Origin of the sequence: Pantoea eucrina, assembly GCF_002095385.1 — a bacterium.
In the GTDB taxonomy this organism is placed as follows: domain Bacteria; phylum Pseudomonadota; class Gammaproteobacteria; order Enterobacterales; family Enterobacteriaceae; genus Pantoea; species Pantoea eucrina.
Genome location: NZ_MIPP01000009.1, coordinates 15818 through 30762, shown reverse-complemented (window position 1 = coordinate 30762; position 14945 = coordinate 15818). Strand labels below are relative to the sequence as shown.

The 14945-nt window shown below is 53.5% G+C and carries 12 protein-coding genes and 3 pseudogenes; 6 read left to right on the top strand and 9 right to left on the bottom strand.

Annotated features, from left to right (window positions below; all coding sequences use genetic code 11):
- Position 1: 1 nt before the first annotated feature.
- The 5 genes and pseudogenes from HA43_RS06225 to HA43_RS19170 all read right to left on the bottom strand — a co-directional run.
- Positions 2-790, bottom strand: a complete 789-nt coding sequence (locus HA43_RS06225; RefSeq protein ID WP_065647954.1) for an ABC transporter ATP-binding protein — start codon at positions 788-790, stop codon at positions 2-4.
- Positions 791-800: 10 nt separating this feature from the next.
- Entirely contained in the window at positions 801-1673 is an 873-nt protein-coding gene (gene ntrB, locus HA43_RS06220) for a nitrate ABC transporter permease (RefSeq protein ID WP_065647953.1), read from the bottom strand.
- Complete coding sequence (locus HA43_RS06215; RefSeq protein WP_065647952.1) at positions 1673-2935, bottom strand: CmpA/NrtA family ABC transporter substrate-binding protein; 1263 nt, start codon at positions 2933-2935, stop codon at positions 1673-1675. The genes ntrB and HA43_RS06215 overlap by 1 nt, the downstream gene beginning before the upstream one ends.
- A gap of 262 nt (positions 2936-3197) precedes the next feature.
- The gene (locus HA43_RS06210; protein WP_065647951.1) at positions 3198-4421 is read right to left on the bottom strand and encodes a nitrate regulatory protein; all 1224 of its coding nucleotides are present in this window, start codon (positions 4419-4421) and stop codon (positions 3198-3200) included.
- Positions 4422-4988: 567 nt separating this feature from the next.
- Positions 4989-5248: pseudogene (locus HA43_RS19170) on the bottom strand (ABC transporter permease subunit); the annotation flags it as partial.
- Positions 5249-5820: 572 nt separating this feature from the next.
- On the opposite strand from HA43_RS19170, the pseudogene HA43_RS18650 reads away from it, so the two are divergent.
- A pseudogene (locus HA43_RS18650) lies at positions 5821-6150 on the top strand (hypothetical protein); the annotation flags it as partial.
- Positions 6151-6862: 712 nt separating this feature from the next.
- Positions 6863-7411, top strand: a pseudogene (locus tag HA43_RS06190) (DUF4113 domain-containing protein); the annotation flags it as partial.
- A gap of 190 nt (positions 7412-7601) precedes the next feature.
- Here HA43_RS06190 and HA43_RS06185 read toward each other — a convergent pair.
- From HA43_RS06185 to HA43_RS06175, 3 genes are all read right to left on the bottom strand, one after another.
- Positions 7602-7901: an XRE family transcriptional regulator gene (locus HA43_RS06185; protein ID WP_065647948.1), complete on the bottom strand. Its 300-nt coding sequence runs from the start codon at positions 7899-7901 to the stop codon at positions 7602-7604.
- Positions 7898-8257 carry a type II toxin-antitoxin system RelE/ParE family toxin gene (locus tag HA43_RS06180; protein WP_065647947.1) on the bottom strand — a complete coding sequence of 120 codons (360 nt, stop codon included), beginning with the start codon at positions 8255-8257 and terminating at the stop codon, positions 7898-7900. The genes HA43_RS06185 and HA43_RS06180 overlap by 4 nt, the downstream gene beginning before the upstream one ends.
- Positions 8258-8486: 229 nt before the next feature.
- Positions 8487-8759: an AbrB/MazE/SpoVT family DNA-binding domain-containing protein gene (locus tag HA43_RS06175; protein ID WP_094111218.1), complete on the bottom strand. Its 273-nt coding sequence runs from the start codon at positions 8757-8759 to the stop codon at positions 8487-8489.
- 190 nt (positions 8760-8949) lie between these two features.
- Between HA43_RS06175 and HA43_RS06170 the strand changes: the two genes are divergently transcribed.
- Both HA43_RS06170 and HA43_RS06165 read left to right on the top strand, forming a co-directional pair.
- Positions 8950-10287, top strand: coding sequence for a hypothetical protein (locus HA43_RS06170; RefSeq protein ID WP_244555210.1), 1338 nt, complete (start codon positions 8950-8952; stop codon positions 10285-10287).
- Positions 10284-10922 (top strand): LysE family translocator, encoded by a 639-nt coding sequence (locus HA43_RS06165; RefSeq protein ID WP_065647944.1) that lies wholly within the window; start codon positions 10284-10286, stop codon positions 10920-10922. Before HA43_RS06170 ends, HA43_RS06165 begins: the two co-directional genes overlap by 4 nt.
- On the opposite strand, the gene HA43_RS06160 is transcribed toward HA43_RS06165, so the two are convergent.
- Positions 10893-11711, bottom strand: coding sequence for a helix-turn-helix transcriptional regulator (locus HA43_RS06160; protein ID WP_065647943.1), 819 nt, complete (start codon positions 11709-11711; stop codon positions 10893-10895). The genes HA43_RS06165 and HA43_RS06160 overlap by 30 nt on opposite strands.
- A 988-nt stretch (positions 11712-12699) precedes the next feature.
- Between HA43_RS06160 and HA43_RS06155 the strand changes: the two genes are divergently transcribed.
- Both HA43_RS06155 and HA43_RS06150 read left to right on the top strand, forming a co-directional pair.
- Positions 12700-13908 (top strand): AAA family ATPase, encoded by a 1209-nt coding sequence (locus HA43_RS06155; protein ID WP_065647942.1) that lies wholly within the window; start codon positions 12700-12702, stop codon positions 13906-13908.
- Entirely contained in the window at positions 13905-14879 is a 975-nt protein-coding gene (locus tag HA43_RS06150) for a ParB/RepB/Spo0J family partition protein (RefSeq protein ID WP_065647941.1), read from the top strand. The genes HA43_RS06155 and HA43_RS06150 overlap by 4 nt, the downstream gene beginning before the upstream one ends.
- The last annotated feature ends 66 nt before the right edge of the window (positions 14880-14945 follow it).

The following is a 14945-nucleotide window of genomic DNA, read 5'->3' as shown; positions in this document are numbered from 1 at the left end:
CTTATGCCGCCGAAGTCTGTTTTTCGTAGAGAAAATGCAGCACTTTCTGGCGCAGCTGGTGATAACGCACGTCATCCGCCAGCGCCACGCGTGAACGCGGCCGGACCAGGTCGATCGTCAGGATATCGCCCACCTGCGCCGCCGGACCGTTGGTCATCATCAGCACCCGATCGGACAGCAACACGGCTTCATCCACATCATGGGTAATCAGGACGATGGTGGTGTTCAGCGCCTGCTGGATGCGCATGACGCTGTCCTGCAGATGCGCGCGCGTTAAGGCATCCAGCGCACCGAAGGGTTCGTCGAGCAGCAGCACGCGAGGTTTCATTGCCAGCGCGCGGGCGATACCGACACGCTGCTTCATGCCGCCGGAGATCTCGCTGGGGCGTTTATGCATGGCATGACTCATTTGCACTTGGTTCAGGTTGTGCTCGATCCAGTCACGCATTTCCGCCTTGTTCATCTTGCCTTTAAACACCTGCTCCACCGCCAGCTCAACGTTCTGATACGCCGTCAGCCAGGGCAACAGCGAGTGGTTTTGAAACACAACGGCGCGCTCAGGGCCGGGGCCGGTGACTTCGCGGTTATCGCATAACAGGACGCCGCTGGTAGGTCGGGTTAAACCGGCTATCAGGTTGAGCAGCGTGGATTTACCACAGCCGGAGTGGCCGATCAGGCTCAGGGTTTCCCCCTGATGAATATCAAAGCTGACATTATCGAGCGCCAGAAAATCGCCGCCGGAAGTGGTAAAACGCTGGCTGACCTGCTGTACACGAATGATAGGTTGCATAGTGTTCCCCTTATTTATCCCAGCTAAAGCGACGCGCCAGCAGCATCAGTCCCTGCTCCAGTAGCAGGCCGACGACGCCAATCAGCAAAATGGCAATCAGGATGTTTTCAACATTGAGGTTGTTCCATTCGTTCCAGATCCAGAAGCCGATCCCCAGGCCTCCCGTCAGCATTTCGGCAGCCACGATCACCAGCCAGGCGATACCAATCGACAGGCGGACCCCGGTCAGCACCGCAGGCAGAACGGCGGGAAACAGGATGCGGCGCAGGATGGTCCATTCCGACAGTTGCAGCACGCGCGCCACATTGAGGTAATCCTGTGGAATGCGCTGTACACCTTCTGCGGTATTAATAATCATCGGCCAGATAGAACAGATAAAAATGGTCCAGCTGGAGGCCGGTTCGGCGCGCTGGAACAGCAGCAGGCCGATAGGCAGCCAGGCTAGCGGGCTGACCGGACGCAGTAGCGCGATAACCGGATTGAACATGCGTGCCACAAAGGCAAAACGCCCCAGCAGAAAGCCTGCGGGAATCCCTACCAGCGCGGCCAGACCAAAGCCGATAGCGACGCGCTGCAGCGAGGCCAGCACATTCCAGCCGATGCCCTGATCGTTGGGGCCGTTGTTATATAACGGATCGGCGAACAGGATTTTCGCCGCTTCCCAGGTGGCGTACGGGCCGGGAAAGCCTTTGCTGGAAAGGGCCGCGATCTGCCAGATCAGAAGCAGAAGCATCACACCGCACAGCGCGGGAATGGCACGCTGCAAAATCGGACGCAGGCGCGCAGGCGAGCGCATCTTTTTTGGCGTGACCTGAAGGGGCACCACCGTGGCCCGGGTGGGCAGCGTCTCAGGCTGCGTCAGGGAGCGAGTCTGGCTTTTCATCACGACCTCTCTTTGTGGTTAATGGCAAAGCTGGCGGCGTAAACGGCAGGATTCGTGCCATCCCACACCTTGCCGTCGATCAGGGTGCTGCTGCGCATCTCACTGCCGGGCAACGTGATGTTGCCGACGGCGCTCGCTGCCTGTTTGTAGATATCAATTCGGTTGATCTGCTTTGCGACGCCCAGATAGTCCGGATCCTCGGTCAGCATTCCCCAGCGCTTCAGCTGGGTGAGGAACCACATGCCATCGGACAGATACGGGAAACTGACGCTGCCGTCATGGAAGAAGCGCATCGCATGCGGGTCCTGCCATTTCTGTCCCAGCCCGTTTTCGTACTGGCCGAGCATGCGACCCTGCAGAATCTCAGGTTTGGTGTTGATCCAGGCGCGTCCGGCCAGCACCTGCGCCGTTTCGCGGCGGTTATCATCGGAGGCATCGATCCAGCGTGCCGCCTCCAGGACAGCCGCCGTCAGCGCGCGCGCCGTATTGGGATTCTCTTTCACCCACGCGGCGCGGGTGCCAAGAATTTTTTCGGGGTGATCGGGCCAAATCTGCTGACTGGTAGCGACGGTAAAACCAATATCATCACTGATGGCGCGCTGATTCCACGGCTCGCCCACGCAGAAGCCGCTCATATTGCCAATCTTCATATTCATCACCATCTGCGGCGGCGGTACGACGACAGTGCGCACGTCATCAAATGGATTGATGCCGGCATTCGCCAGCCAGTAGTAGAGCCACATCGCGTGGGTACTGGTCGGAAAGGTATGCGCAAAGGTGAGACTGCCTTTGGCCTTGCTGTCGATGGTCTTTTTCAGGCTGGCGGCATCGGTGACCTTTTGCGCTTTAAGCTGGCTCGACAGGGAGATTGCCTGGCCATTGTTATTGAGCGTCATCAGGTTCGCCATCGCATGCTGAGGGCCGGCAACGCCCAGTTGCAGGCCATAGATCATGCTGTACAGGACGTGTGCCGCATCGAGCTCACCGGAGATCAGTTTGTCGCGGACGGCTGCCCAACTGGCTTCTTTACTGGGCTGTAGCATCAGACCATATTTTTTGTCGAAGCCTTTCACCGAGGCCATGACGACCGGCGCACAGTCGGTCAGTGGAATAAATCCCACCCGCACGGTGGCTTTTTCTGGCGCATCGGAACCCGCCGCCCATACGGCGTTGCGCAATCCCGGCAACAGCCACAGCCCGCCAGCGGCGGCGCTGGATAACAGCAGTTGACGTCGAGACAGTGAAACTGGCGATTTGCTCATTTTTTGCCACCCTCAGGAAATAAAAAAAGGCGTCCTCTCCACTGCTTTCACAGGGAGATGGACGCCTTTATCCAAAAGCACTCGCTTTACCGCCGTTGGCAAAGCAAATGCATACACTTAATAGGGTAAAGCAAACTGCATGCCAGCTTTGAAACGGCCCTGCGCGTGGCGATCAGGGCTTTCGCCGGGCTGCTTTCTTAACCGATTTTGCACGTTTGTGACGCAGACCACGCACAAGCATTGTGCAGCTAACGCTTTAGAGTTATCTCTTCATTGTGGCTGCCACTGTGACGATCGCCTGGGCGATTTCCGGTAGCCGTTTATTCTGATCCATCGCGCTTTTACGCAGCCGTTGCCAAGCGTGCTCTTCACTCAGCCCATGCTGCTGCATCAGCCAGGTTTTGGCCTGGTCGAGCAGTTTCCGCTCTTCCAGCGTGGCGCGCAGGGTGGCCAGCTCATTGGCCTGATGCTGTAAACGCTGAGACTGCTCCGTGATCAACGACAGCAGTGAACGACCTAGCTGGGGTGCCAGCCCGTCGCTGTTCAGCGCACCGGACTCGGTGGGCAGCCAGTCCACACCGGAGACATATAAAGTAAAATCGCAGCCTGACTGCGCCACATGCAGAGGTTCAGCTGCCTGATGCTGTGCCAGTGCGATCGCCTCACGGCAGCGCAACATCAGCGTGGCTGACAGCCGATCCTCCAGCAATTTCATTTGGTCGATGCGCTGTGACAGCAGCGAAAACCAGTGCAGCGCGCCACTGTCGTCCCGCCGACCGTCGGTACAGGCAATGCGTCGCAGTCGTTCAATTTCACGACTGGCCTGCGCCAGCGGCTGCCAGTGGTGTAAAACCGCCTCATCGGCAAACTGCTGGAAGGTCGAAAAGCTTTGTTCCTCTGCTTCAATTAAGGCCACCATGGCGCTGCGCTGCTCCGCGCTGAATTGTCCGGCAGCAAAGCCGGCCGCTCCCAGGGCGCGTTCCTGTCCCGTCAGCTCTTTGCCCTGCATAAAGCTGAACAGCGCAATGAGCGCGCGGGTAATGTCAGGATGGCTGGCGGTGTCGGCGGCCTCAAAGACCAGGTTCAGTAAGCTACGGATAATGGTACTGAACGCCGCAACGGCCTGCGCGTGCGCGATCTGCTGTTGCGTAATCTGCTGGCGCAACGCCGGTAATCCGGCCAGGGCCTGCAGCGCGGCGGCGATCAGGTTGCAGAAGCGGCTGTATCCCGGCTGGGCTTCAACCCTGGGTAAGGCCTGGCAAAAATCCCGTTGGCAGCGCGTCACATCCTGCTCACTGGCGAGCCGCTGCTCGCCGTAAAACCTGCCTTCTGAACATATCCACAGATTGCTCGCCCCCCGCTCGCGCTGAAGCTGATGCACCAGCTCGCTGACGGTGGTAATGAGTTTGCCGGTCTGGCGTAGGCGTTGCAGGCTGGCAATATCGCTTTGCCTTGAGGCCTGTAACCAACTCAGTGCGTCATCCATTGCTCCCTCACCCTTTGATGCGAAAAAGTGAGTCAAGCAAAAGCCATGCCGTTTTCTCATCACCTCTTTTCTCTCCGAGACTATTTGTTATCAACCCATCTGTCTTTGCTGTCACCAACGATGCAAAAGTGAGCTACCCCAGCGGTTGGAAATTAATACAGGGGGTTAACATGCTCTCCGGAAAGAGAGTAAATCACCTTTGAGAGTCGTATGTAATTATGTTCTGCACAAGCGGCGGAATGACAACCAGCAGCCGGGGGCGTGCCTCAGCAGTGACCGCGCTGACCAGCGTACCGCATGGCATGCCGCTGTACGAACTGATGCAGTGAACGGGACACTCAACGCCTTAGTCCACCATGAATACTCTGCGCATCCGCCCTACTCAACTGGCCGACTCGTTCGTCAGAGCAGACAGGGGCGCTCACATAATAAACATGCTGATTGATCACGTTCACGAAGCCGCCAGCCTGACCGGGCCCGCGACGTATTATGATATGGATGCTTCGTACTGCACTAACCCATTTTGGAGCAGCTATTAGCACCGGATGGCCTATATCGGCTGCAATTTCAACCTGTCTGAGGACAGCCCGCGCGGACTGATACAGGAAAGCATAAGCTAAAAATTAGCGCACTGATCGGCGCGAACACTACCCACCAAGCGCGTTCAGTATAGGGTAACCCCTCCGCCAGCAAACGGCCTCATTCCGGTGACGGCGGTGCTGCGCCAGGCCCAAAAATCCCAACGCTGATAAAGACAACGCAATACCCGGCACGCGCAGCATTGCATGCTTAACTAGTGGACGAGCCAATGCGGGTAGTGACGTGAACCGCACCATCAATACGGGTTTGGGCCGGTAACGTACCGGTGATGGCGCGCACGGTTAAGGATTTACAGCAGCCAGATGCGCCCAATAAGCAAACGCGCTCGCCACGTAGCAACGAAAAAGAGAGAGCGTGGACAATCGTTTTGCCATTCAAGGTAAGTGTCAGGTGCTCGGCTTCGAGAACCAGCACTGTTGTCAACATATAAGTATTCGACAATGACAGGTAAACTGGTATGTAATAACATATTAATATGATGCAGCTCACTGCAAAATATTTCTGCGCAACCCCCTCGCACGATGGCACGATGAATAGATGGACCTCTGGAAGAAACGCATGCACTACGGCGAGACGGGCACCAGCTTATTGCATTAAAAAGCGACGGATACACATCAATAGGCTCCTGTTAACACACGGAACTCCATTTTCTGAGAATGCACGCTGGGTTAAATAAGGAACCGTGATTACTTCTATAAAAGAATCGGTTGCACTGTTGATGCAGGAGTTACGCCAATGGAGGCATATGGAACCGAAAAACACTGCAGCAGAACCACTGGAATGACGGGGCTTAAGGCGACGCGCTGCACGCCGCTGGCTGACAGTGATGGATCAGATTACGGAAGATGCCAAATGCGAGGCCATTGCCCACCGCAGAGAGCGAAGTCTGGGTATGGCGGTCAATATCACGCCTAATGGTCGCAGAAGAGAAACACGGCTTCTGTATAAAATTCAGAGCCGTTTCAGTGATGTGTATAGATGCAGGGTAAATGGAGCTACCGTAAAAATAACAAAAGCCTTATCCGTACGGATAAGGCTTTTGTCCCGGCGTGAGAGGAATGATTGGACGGGTATACAGATCACACCAGGCAACTATTTAAATACAAAAACACGTTTGTGTTGTCAATAAAATAGCCTTGAAAAGGCTCAGCTCGAATGAGTCAAAATAATCGCCGGCTCTATGCCGCCCGCACCTGTAGCCTGCCTGTTTGTCAGGCAGCGGCTTAAGGCTGTCTAACAAACAGGCAGGGCCGTGTTAACTGAAAACCTCACCGTCTGTAACCCTGTCGATCTCCTTCAGCACCCAATACCTGTGGCATCCGGCACGCAGATGTTCCAGCAAAGACTGCCTTAGAACTCATCTTCACCAGGCCACAGCGTATTACCGCTCCGCAGCATTTGCAGAACGCTTTTGACGGTTTCCGGAGACTGAGTACCGAAGAAATTTAGGCAGAACATAAACATATAGAATTGTCTGTTGGGAGGGAGCTGAACAGACCCGCCAGAAAGAGGACAAATTCACTACTGGTTTCGGAGGCGGCAAAGCCTGCTGACTGAGAGTGTTTATCTTTCCGCACGTTGTCCGCACAGCCCATCGCCTCAGCGACCTCGAAGACAAGCCGGTGGGCCATATCCTGCAGATGCTTGATATCATCTTGGAGTGCCGGGATGTACCAGATGTCTCTGACGGGCTCAAGGCCGGTTGCAGCGGAGGAGACTGAGCTGACTGACGCCGCCAGAGGCGGCATTTTCCTCACCAAATGCTGATAACAGTGTACGCTAACTGAAATCAGGAAGATAAATGCTGTCCGTGTCAGCCGTTTCACCGGTAATGACCGGCCGGCCGGCGCACCGGCAAGAGGCTCAACCTGATGGGCATTTAAAACGCCCTACTGCTGGCGCGCGCACCCTGCCCTCATCCGAAAAAACCTCAGCGTAGTGATCGAACGCACCGTTCGCGAGCTCAACGGTGAATCGTGCATTCACCTCGAGGAGTTTTCGCCGGCGAAATAGCAGATCGTCTGCGGCCGGTCATTTGAGGAGCGCATCACGACAAAGGTGGTCACACAGGATACGCGGGACTTGATCGGGGGACGATATGATCGCTCGACCGAATCTGGCCTGACGGGCTATGCTTTATGAAGGCTGGCATTATACTCGATGACGTCACACCGAACGGCGTCAGTCAGCTGAACCTGTTTGATGAGGATAAGCCACGGGCAAACAGCGCGCAGCTGATGAAGGTGCTGGACGGCATTAATCAGTCCGGGCTGGGAAACGTGTGGTTTGCAGAACAGGGAGTGAATACCGAATGGAACATGAAGCGGGAGATGCTCAGCCCAGCCTGGACCACACGCTGGTCTGACATTCCTGTTGCACGCGTATTATAGCCGGGTAGGCAAACGGGAGTTCGCCTGTTTTCTTCTCAGGGAACCTGTTTCGGAAACGCTTTCTCAAACTGGCCCTGAAGCCAGCCATAACGTCCCTGTTTTGCGTGACTCACAGGAGCATCGCTCGCCGTTACTCGCTGAAAAATGCGTCAGGCGCAATTCCGCTGACGCACCGGGATATCAGCATCACTCAGAGGGTAAAATCGACGTGCTCACCGCCCGGCATATTGACGCCAATTGTCAGCTGACCGCCAAGCGCCTCAACATAACGTTTGAGCGTGGCAATTTTCAGATCTTCACCGCGCCCTTCAATAGCCGCAACAGAAGGCTGTGCAATACCCATGGCTTCAGCCTGCTGCTTTTGGGTTTTCGACAGCGCCTCACGCAGTTTATACAGCTGAGAATCAAGTCGCATTGCCGCGACTTTTTCATGAACCTGCGTGAGTTCATCAGGTGTCAGATCAGCCATCAGGTCATCAAGCGTTTTCATTTCCCGCTCCGTTTCAGTTGGTCCAGATGTCGGTGGTACTCATTTTCCGCTGTTTTGATCATGGTCTTGTAGAAGCGCTTTTCATCTGCGCCTTCTTTATTACCCGCACACAGGACAATCGCTTTACGCATGGGGTCAAACACAAAGAACCCTCTTACGGGCCGCCCGTTGCTCTGCACCCTCAGTTCTTTCATGTTCGGGATTTTTGAGCCGTAAAGCGTATCCACATGCGGCCGGCCAAGATGCGGGCCTTCCTGCTTCAGGAGGTTCAGTGCGGCAAGCACATCCAGCTGCATCGCCCTGTCCTGCTCTCTGAGCCATTCCGCGAATAAATCCGTGGTTTCAACGATCCACACACGCCCACCTTTATATATTACAGTCTATACAGCATATATATCACAGTCTATTTTTTCAATACTGCGCTCTGTCTGCTATACCAACATCCTTTATCGCCAGGTTTTCATATCTGCGCAGGTGGCAGGCTGTATAAATGCAATATGCCCGACATCAGCCAGACTGAATACGCTCAGGGTAAGCGGCAGGCCCCGGCCTGCTAAACAGCGGGTCTGTCATGAACGCAGACCCTCAGATTAATTCTTTACCCTGCGGCGCGTCATTAAGTCCGTCGTGACTTTCTTCGTTGAGGTAGCTGATCTCATTCAGATCGATAACGGACAGCAGATGCGCCTGCGTTTTACGGCCGTGGGGCAGGCGTGAAGCCGGTGTCAGTGACACTGTCTCACCCTCAACGGTGACGTTAAGCCGGATGCCAGGCATCCAGCCGGCCCGGACAGCCACATCATCCGGAACCGTGATGACTAAAATACCGTTCTGCTGAAGTAATGCCAGGTCTGCCATATTTCTCCCCTTCTCCTCTCTGACAATGCGCACGGCGCCAGACAAACGATATCTGACTTTACTGTGAGGTTTGCTAAAGCCGGTTTTAGACAGTAACAAGACGCTGTCAGTAGCTGTATGCCTGCCCGTTAACGTGAACTGAGGCTACAGCGCAATTCTTTCCAATACCGAAAACATGCGGACTGGTTAAGTGAGTATCTCGTTAATCATTATGGAAGGGAATTTCATGTTTACGACACCATTCTGGCCTGCAGCTGATTCATATCACATCCATATGATGGATATTCCGCTGCCAGACTCACTTTCTCCGGCTGTGCTGGACCTTATTCATCAGGCTACCCGGCTTGCCAATGCAGCAAATCATATTCATCCGGTTGCCACGCGAACCGGTACCACTTTACTTCAGTCCGTCGAAGAAAAGCTCAGCATTATCTGTTTTAAGCTCGCCCGGGAATTTGCCGACCCGGACACCCGAAAAGCATTGCAACTGCGCGCTGATGTGCTTTCAGATCCCCGTACCGCAGGCGAACTGCTCCCGCAGATAGCCGGTCTTGATGAACAGGAACTGGTGCAGGGTATTGGCTATATGTCGACATGGGTGGGTAAATCCAGAGCACAGCATTACTCCGCATGGTTTGGATTACCTAATCGCGCCCTGCAGGAAGTTTCTGATGTGGTGGATGACCTTTTTTCAGATAACCTGACCTGGCTGCAGCGCCATATTGATGCACGGCTGATTGCCCTGCCCGGCTGCCGTTACAAAATCGTTGATCTGTTTGCGATTGCCGGCGAAGCCAACAGCTATCCCAAACACTTTGCTTATTTCTTCCCTGAAGACGAAGGCGTCAAGTACGCGCCTCAAAAATGCACCATCGTGTTTGCAAATACGTATCTTAACCTGTTCGAACGCTTCGCCCGAACCCAGGCCTCTCTGCTAGGCTGGCAACAAAACGTTATTCCGGAAAGCAGCATCTGTGCCCGTCACCTGATTGCGTGGTTCAGAGGTCACGATTTGGGCCATTCCATTGTCATTGAAAAAATGAGGTTCGGCAGCCTGAGCAAGCTGGACCGATGGGGATCCATGGTCATCCAGGAGGCGCTGGCTGACGTGTTTGGTCTGCTGATGTGCCTCACAGAGGATACCCGTCAGGCACTGCAGCTGGATGAAACGCATCAGCTGAGGGTGTTTCTTCTAGAGATGCTTCGGTATCTGCGTCGTGGTCCTTGCGACTATCCCGATGCCGGGGCGGCGTATATTCAGCTTAAATGGCTGACGGAACATCAGTGCCTGTACTGGAATGGAACCCACTATGAAGTGGATCTCGCCGCGGTTAAACCGGCTTTAACCGCGCTGGCCAGTGCAATGACATTCTCCGTTCTTCAAGGTGATACCGGAAAAGCCGGGGAGTTCCTGCAACGTTATTCACCGCATCATCAGCGTGAAGAAGCTGCAATGCTGCTCAACCGGCTTGGCAAAACGGTCGACATGATTGAATACGACCAGAAGATAAAAGGTTTTCTATTATGATCGAATTCTCAAACGGCTTTTTACTGAGTTTATCGCTGTGTCTCGATATCGGCATTGCCAATATCGCCATGATCACCCTTGCCATGCAGCGCGGGTATTTCCATGGGTTCTGGCTGGGTATGGGCACCTGCGTCGGTGACCTGGCCTATGCATTACTGGCGCTGGCAGGCATGGCAGTGCTGCTTCAGTATGAAGTGGTCCGCTGGGTGCTGTGGATAGGCGGTGGAGCCCTGCTGTTATGGTTTGCCGGTAAAATGCTGGTGGCCGCATACCGAAAAGCAGCAGAACTTAATGTCAGCGAATCTCATCAGGCTCGCCCACTCCTGCGGGAGTTCGGACGGGGTGTTGTACTAGCCATGTCCTCGCCCACAGCCATCTTGTGGTTTGCCACCGTGGGCGGTGCGCTGATTTCGCGGATGGGTCATCATAGCCTGACTGGTACATCGTGGTTTCTGAGCGGGTTCTTTATAGCGGGTATGTTCTGGACATGCGTGCTTTGCCTTGTCGGGAGCTTCGGCGGCAGGATGCTGGGTCAGCGGCTGCTTAAATATTCCTACATCGCCTCGGCCCTTATCTTCAGCTATTTTGCGCTCTATGTCATTGTATCAGGATACCGGGAATTTATGGTGGCCTGAGCAGACCTGCGAAGCATAATGATGGGGCGTCGTCCCCATCACTTTTCGAAAGGCATTAATGAAATGACTCTGATCGTAAAAACCCAGCATTATTGCCGCATCAAGCGGATAAACGTTTCTGCGAAGTAAGTCTCGAGCGTGATGCAGGCGAAGCTGCATATGGTACTGCAGGGGCGGCATACCCGTATGCCGGGTAAAGAAGCGCACAAGATGATATTTACTCAGCCCCGCCATCTGCGCAAGCCTATCCAGCTGGGGTTTAACGCTGAGATTTTCTCTCAGGTATTCAATCACAATGTTGAGCCTCTGTTCGTCATTGCCCTGCAGAAATGCCGGGGTCTCCAGCAGTTCGCCGCACAGCAACATCAGCTCCTGCTCTTCATTTGCCCCTTCACCTTCGCGCGCGGAAGCCGCAAACCGGTACAGCGCATTAAACAGTCGTCTGTTTTCAATAATGCCTTCGCGCAGAACGGGCGCATGGCTGTCGCTGCGTATACTGTCCTCATCAGCCAGCAGTTTCATGACGCTCTGGGGCATGTGCACGCTGATAAAATCAACGGACTGACTGTCAAAACGCGACGCCTGAATGGTCCCCGGATTATATAAAGTCACCTGCCCACTCTTAACGTACGTGGTTTTACCTGCCAGCCAGATTTCCTCCACACCTGTTAGGTTGGCGCTAATGACGTACTCATCATGAAGATGTTTTGGAAAGCCAGCATTACAGGCACTGACGCGGGAGCATTCCACGCCATTGCGGCTAAACCACTCTGCAGACTGTAGCGACAAAATAATGGGCCTTATGCAGTAATAGTGAATGATTATTAACGTTTACTAAACCATTCCCCGCTACTTTTTTCAACTCTCCGCGGCAAAGCTTTCACGGTGCCTGAACGTCCAGGACACTGACCAGCATCCTTGCGGGGAATGCTGAGTCGGTATTTTACGTTCGGAATTTCTTCCCTTTAGTCTGTATAAAAGAGGGCAGGGCAATGCCCAGCTTTCAGCGATGAATTTGGCAAGCGAACAGGTGAATTCAAAAGGTGGTGTGCCCATACGTTCATCTGCAGCCTGACAGCAGGCATTCTCTCCCTGACTGCGTGAAGAGCTGACAGTCAATCCGATTACATGTGTTGCAATACAGTCAGCGGCCATAATGCCGGGGCGGTCGCCTTTGCGAAACTTCGTGTCTGGTCAGTATCCGTTGCTATGTTCATGAGTAGGACACACCTGCACGTTATCGTCGCAGCGGTTAAACAGGCCAGCGTGCTGAGCCATGACCTGATCAGCTTTCCACTTCTTCTATGGATTCAACAAGTCTGGGGCTGAATGCAGTATCTGTTGGCAGTGAATCAGCGCCCGGCTACTTTTCACTGCCCGTAATGCTTACTCATCGTGGCCTTATAACTGCGTGTGTCCATCCACCTGACAATCAGGTTAAAATTCTGTTCAAACCGTGAGTGAGCAGTAAACCACATGGGAATTTCACATTGAAATAAATCCATAAAAATATTTTAAATCAATTAGTTAAAATTGAAATTCGCATGGGAATTTCATTCTGCTTTCAGACCCAGATATGTGAGATGCAAAACAGGGAAAGGGCAGGGGCTTGCGGCATTTCACCCGCTGCCTTTTAGCTGATCCCCCGTAAAAGCAGAACAAGAGGCGACAAGTTCATACCACCTGCTCTGTACAACTTTTTATTGAATACAGAAAAATGTTGCACAAAGCATTCATAAATGTACACTGGCGAAATTAATTGTCAGTGGAGCGGATGATGAAAAGTAACTACGGTGGAGTGGATGAAACTGCGCGCAGAGCGAATGCTATGTTGCGCAGTATGAGTGATGACATTATCGATAAGCGCCAGGAATTCGGTCTCGATCAGTTCTATCAGACGTTCACACGTAATGCCGTGGCCAACCTGCCTAAGCTCAGCCGCCGTGCTGTTGAGCAGGCCATTGAAGAAATGGAATCCAAAGGGCATGTATTTGGCAAAAAGGATGCCGGTAATGCGAAACATTACGCGCTGACTGTTCAGGACGTTGTAGATATCTACGCTCACCGGAAGGTGCCAAAATACCGCGACATCCATAAGGGCGAAGGCCCGTTTGTGATCTTCGTCGTCAATCTCAAGGGTGGGGTGTCCAAAACGGTCAGTACCGTGACGCTTGCTCATGGATTACGCGTTCACCCTGACTTACTGCAGTATGATTTGCGCAATCTGGTTATCGACCTAGATCCGCAGGCATCCAGCACCATGTTCCTGAATCAGGCAAACAGCATCGGGTCGATTGTCGAAACCGCCGCTCAGGCCATGCTGAATGATCTTGATGCGCAACAGCTCAGAGAACAAATCATCAAGCCAACCATCATTCCGGGTGTGGATATTATTCCGGCTTCCATTGATGATGGGTTTGTGGCCAGCCAGTGGGATCGCCTGGTTCAGGAACACCTGCCCGGCGTACTGCCTTCTGAAGTTCTGCGCCGAAACATTATCGACAGGGTGGGAAGCGACTATGATTTCATCTTTGTCGACACCGGGCCTCATCTTGACGCATTCATGCTTAATGCCATTGCGGCAAGCGATCTGCTTCTCACGCCAACACCGCCCGCGCAGGTGGACTTCCACTCAACCCTGAAATATCTCACCCGCTTACCCGATATGCTGGAGCAACTGGAAGAGGAGGGGATTACACCGCGTATAAAAGGAAATATCGGCTTCATGTCCAAGATGACGTCCAAACGTGATCATGAGATGACTCACGGGCTGGCCCGGGACGTGTTTACGTCTTACATCCTGGACGCCACGCTGCCCCGACTGGATGGGTTTGAGCGCTGCGGGGAAACGTTCGACACCATCGTCAGTGCCGATCCACAGTCATATCCGGGCAGTTCAGAAGCGCTTAAAAATGCCAAACGTGAAGCCGAACGCTTTACACAGGCCGTGTTTAAACGGATTGAGTTCGTCAGAGGGATGCAATAATGAAAGAACTGAAGAAAATGGGACGCACCCTGGGTAACTCCAGCTTCAGCAAAATGCTGAGCGAAACGGAAAGTGCCCGTACTTTTACCCTTAAATCCGGTGCCACCGCACGGTTTACGCTTAGCAAGATTCTGCATGATGACATCGAAACGCAGACTTACGTGGATGCCACGATTAACGGCCGCGATCAGGCCTTTTTAACTGAAGAATCCGTCAGCGATATTTCACGCACCATTAAACTGCAGCAGTTCTTTCCGGCTATTGGCCGTGAGGTAGACGGGCATATTGAAGTCCTGGACGGTTCACGCCGCAGGGCCGCGTGCCTTTACAGCGGTATGCCATTTGAAGTGTTAGTGACGAAAGATGAGCTGTCGCTTTCAGACGCCCGGCAGCTGGCCATCGACATTCAGACGGCAAAAGAGCACACACTGCGTGAACTGGGTAATCGCCTTAAGCTGATGTACCCGGAGCATATGAATCAGTCTGACATTGCTGCTGCGGAAGGGCTGTCGCCGGCAAAAGTCACGCGTGCTTTTCAGGCGGCGTCGGTACCCGATGAAATGATTGCGGTCTTTCCCTCCGCCGGCGAGCTCTCTATTAACGACTATAAGACCTTACTGGATATTGCAGAAAAAGCGGCGAGCAGGCAAATCAGTGTCCAAGAACTGGCAGAGGGCGTGCGCGAACGTATTGCGCATGATGCGCTCACTGAGCTCGATGATCCGGCTGTTAAGGCAAAGATTATTGGTTACTTTCGTGCAGCCAGTGCTGAACCTAAGTCAGCGCGTGATGCGAAAAAAGTCGTGACCGAAAAAATAGCGGAATTCAGCGATAAAAAGCAGTTTGCGCGGAAAAAAACGGACGCCGAAAAGCGTCTTGTGACGTATGAGTTTTCGCGTCTTCCTGCGGCCTGGCAGGCAGAGCTGGATGATGCGGTGAAAGCCGTAATTGAAAAGATGCTCACAAAATAATTTTCAATCCAGTGTGCAAAAGAAGGGGAGTTACTCCAGTGAGTATCTCCCCTTTTTATTGGATAC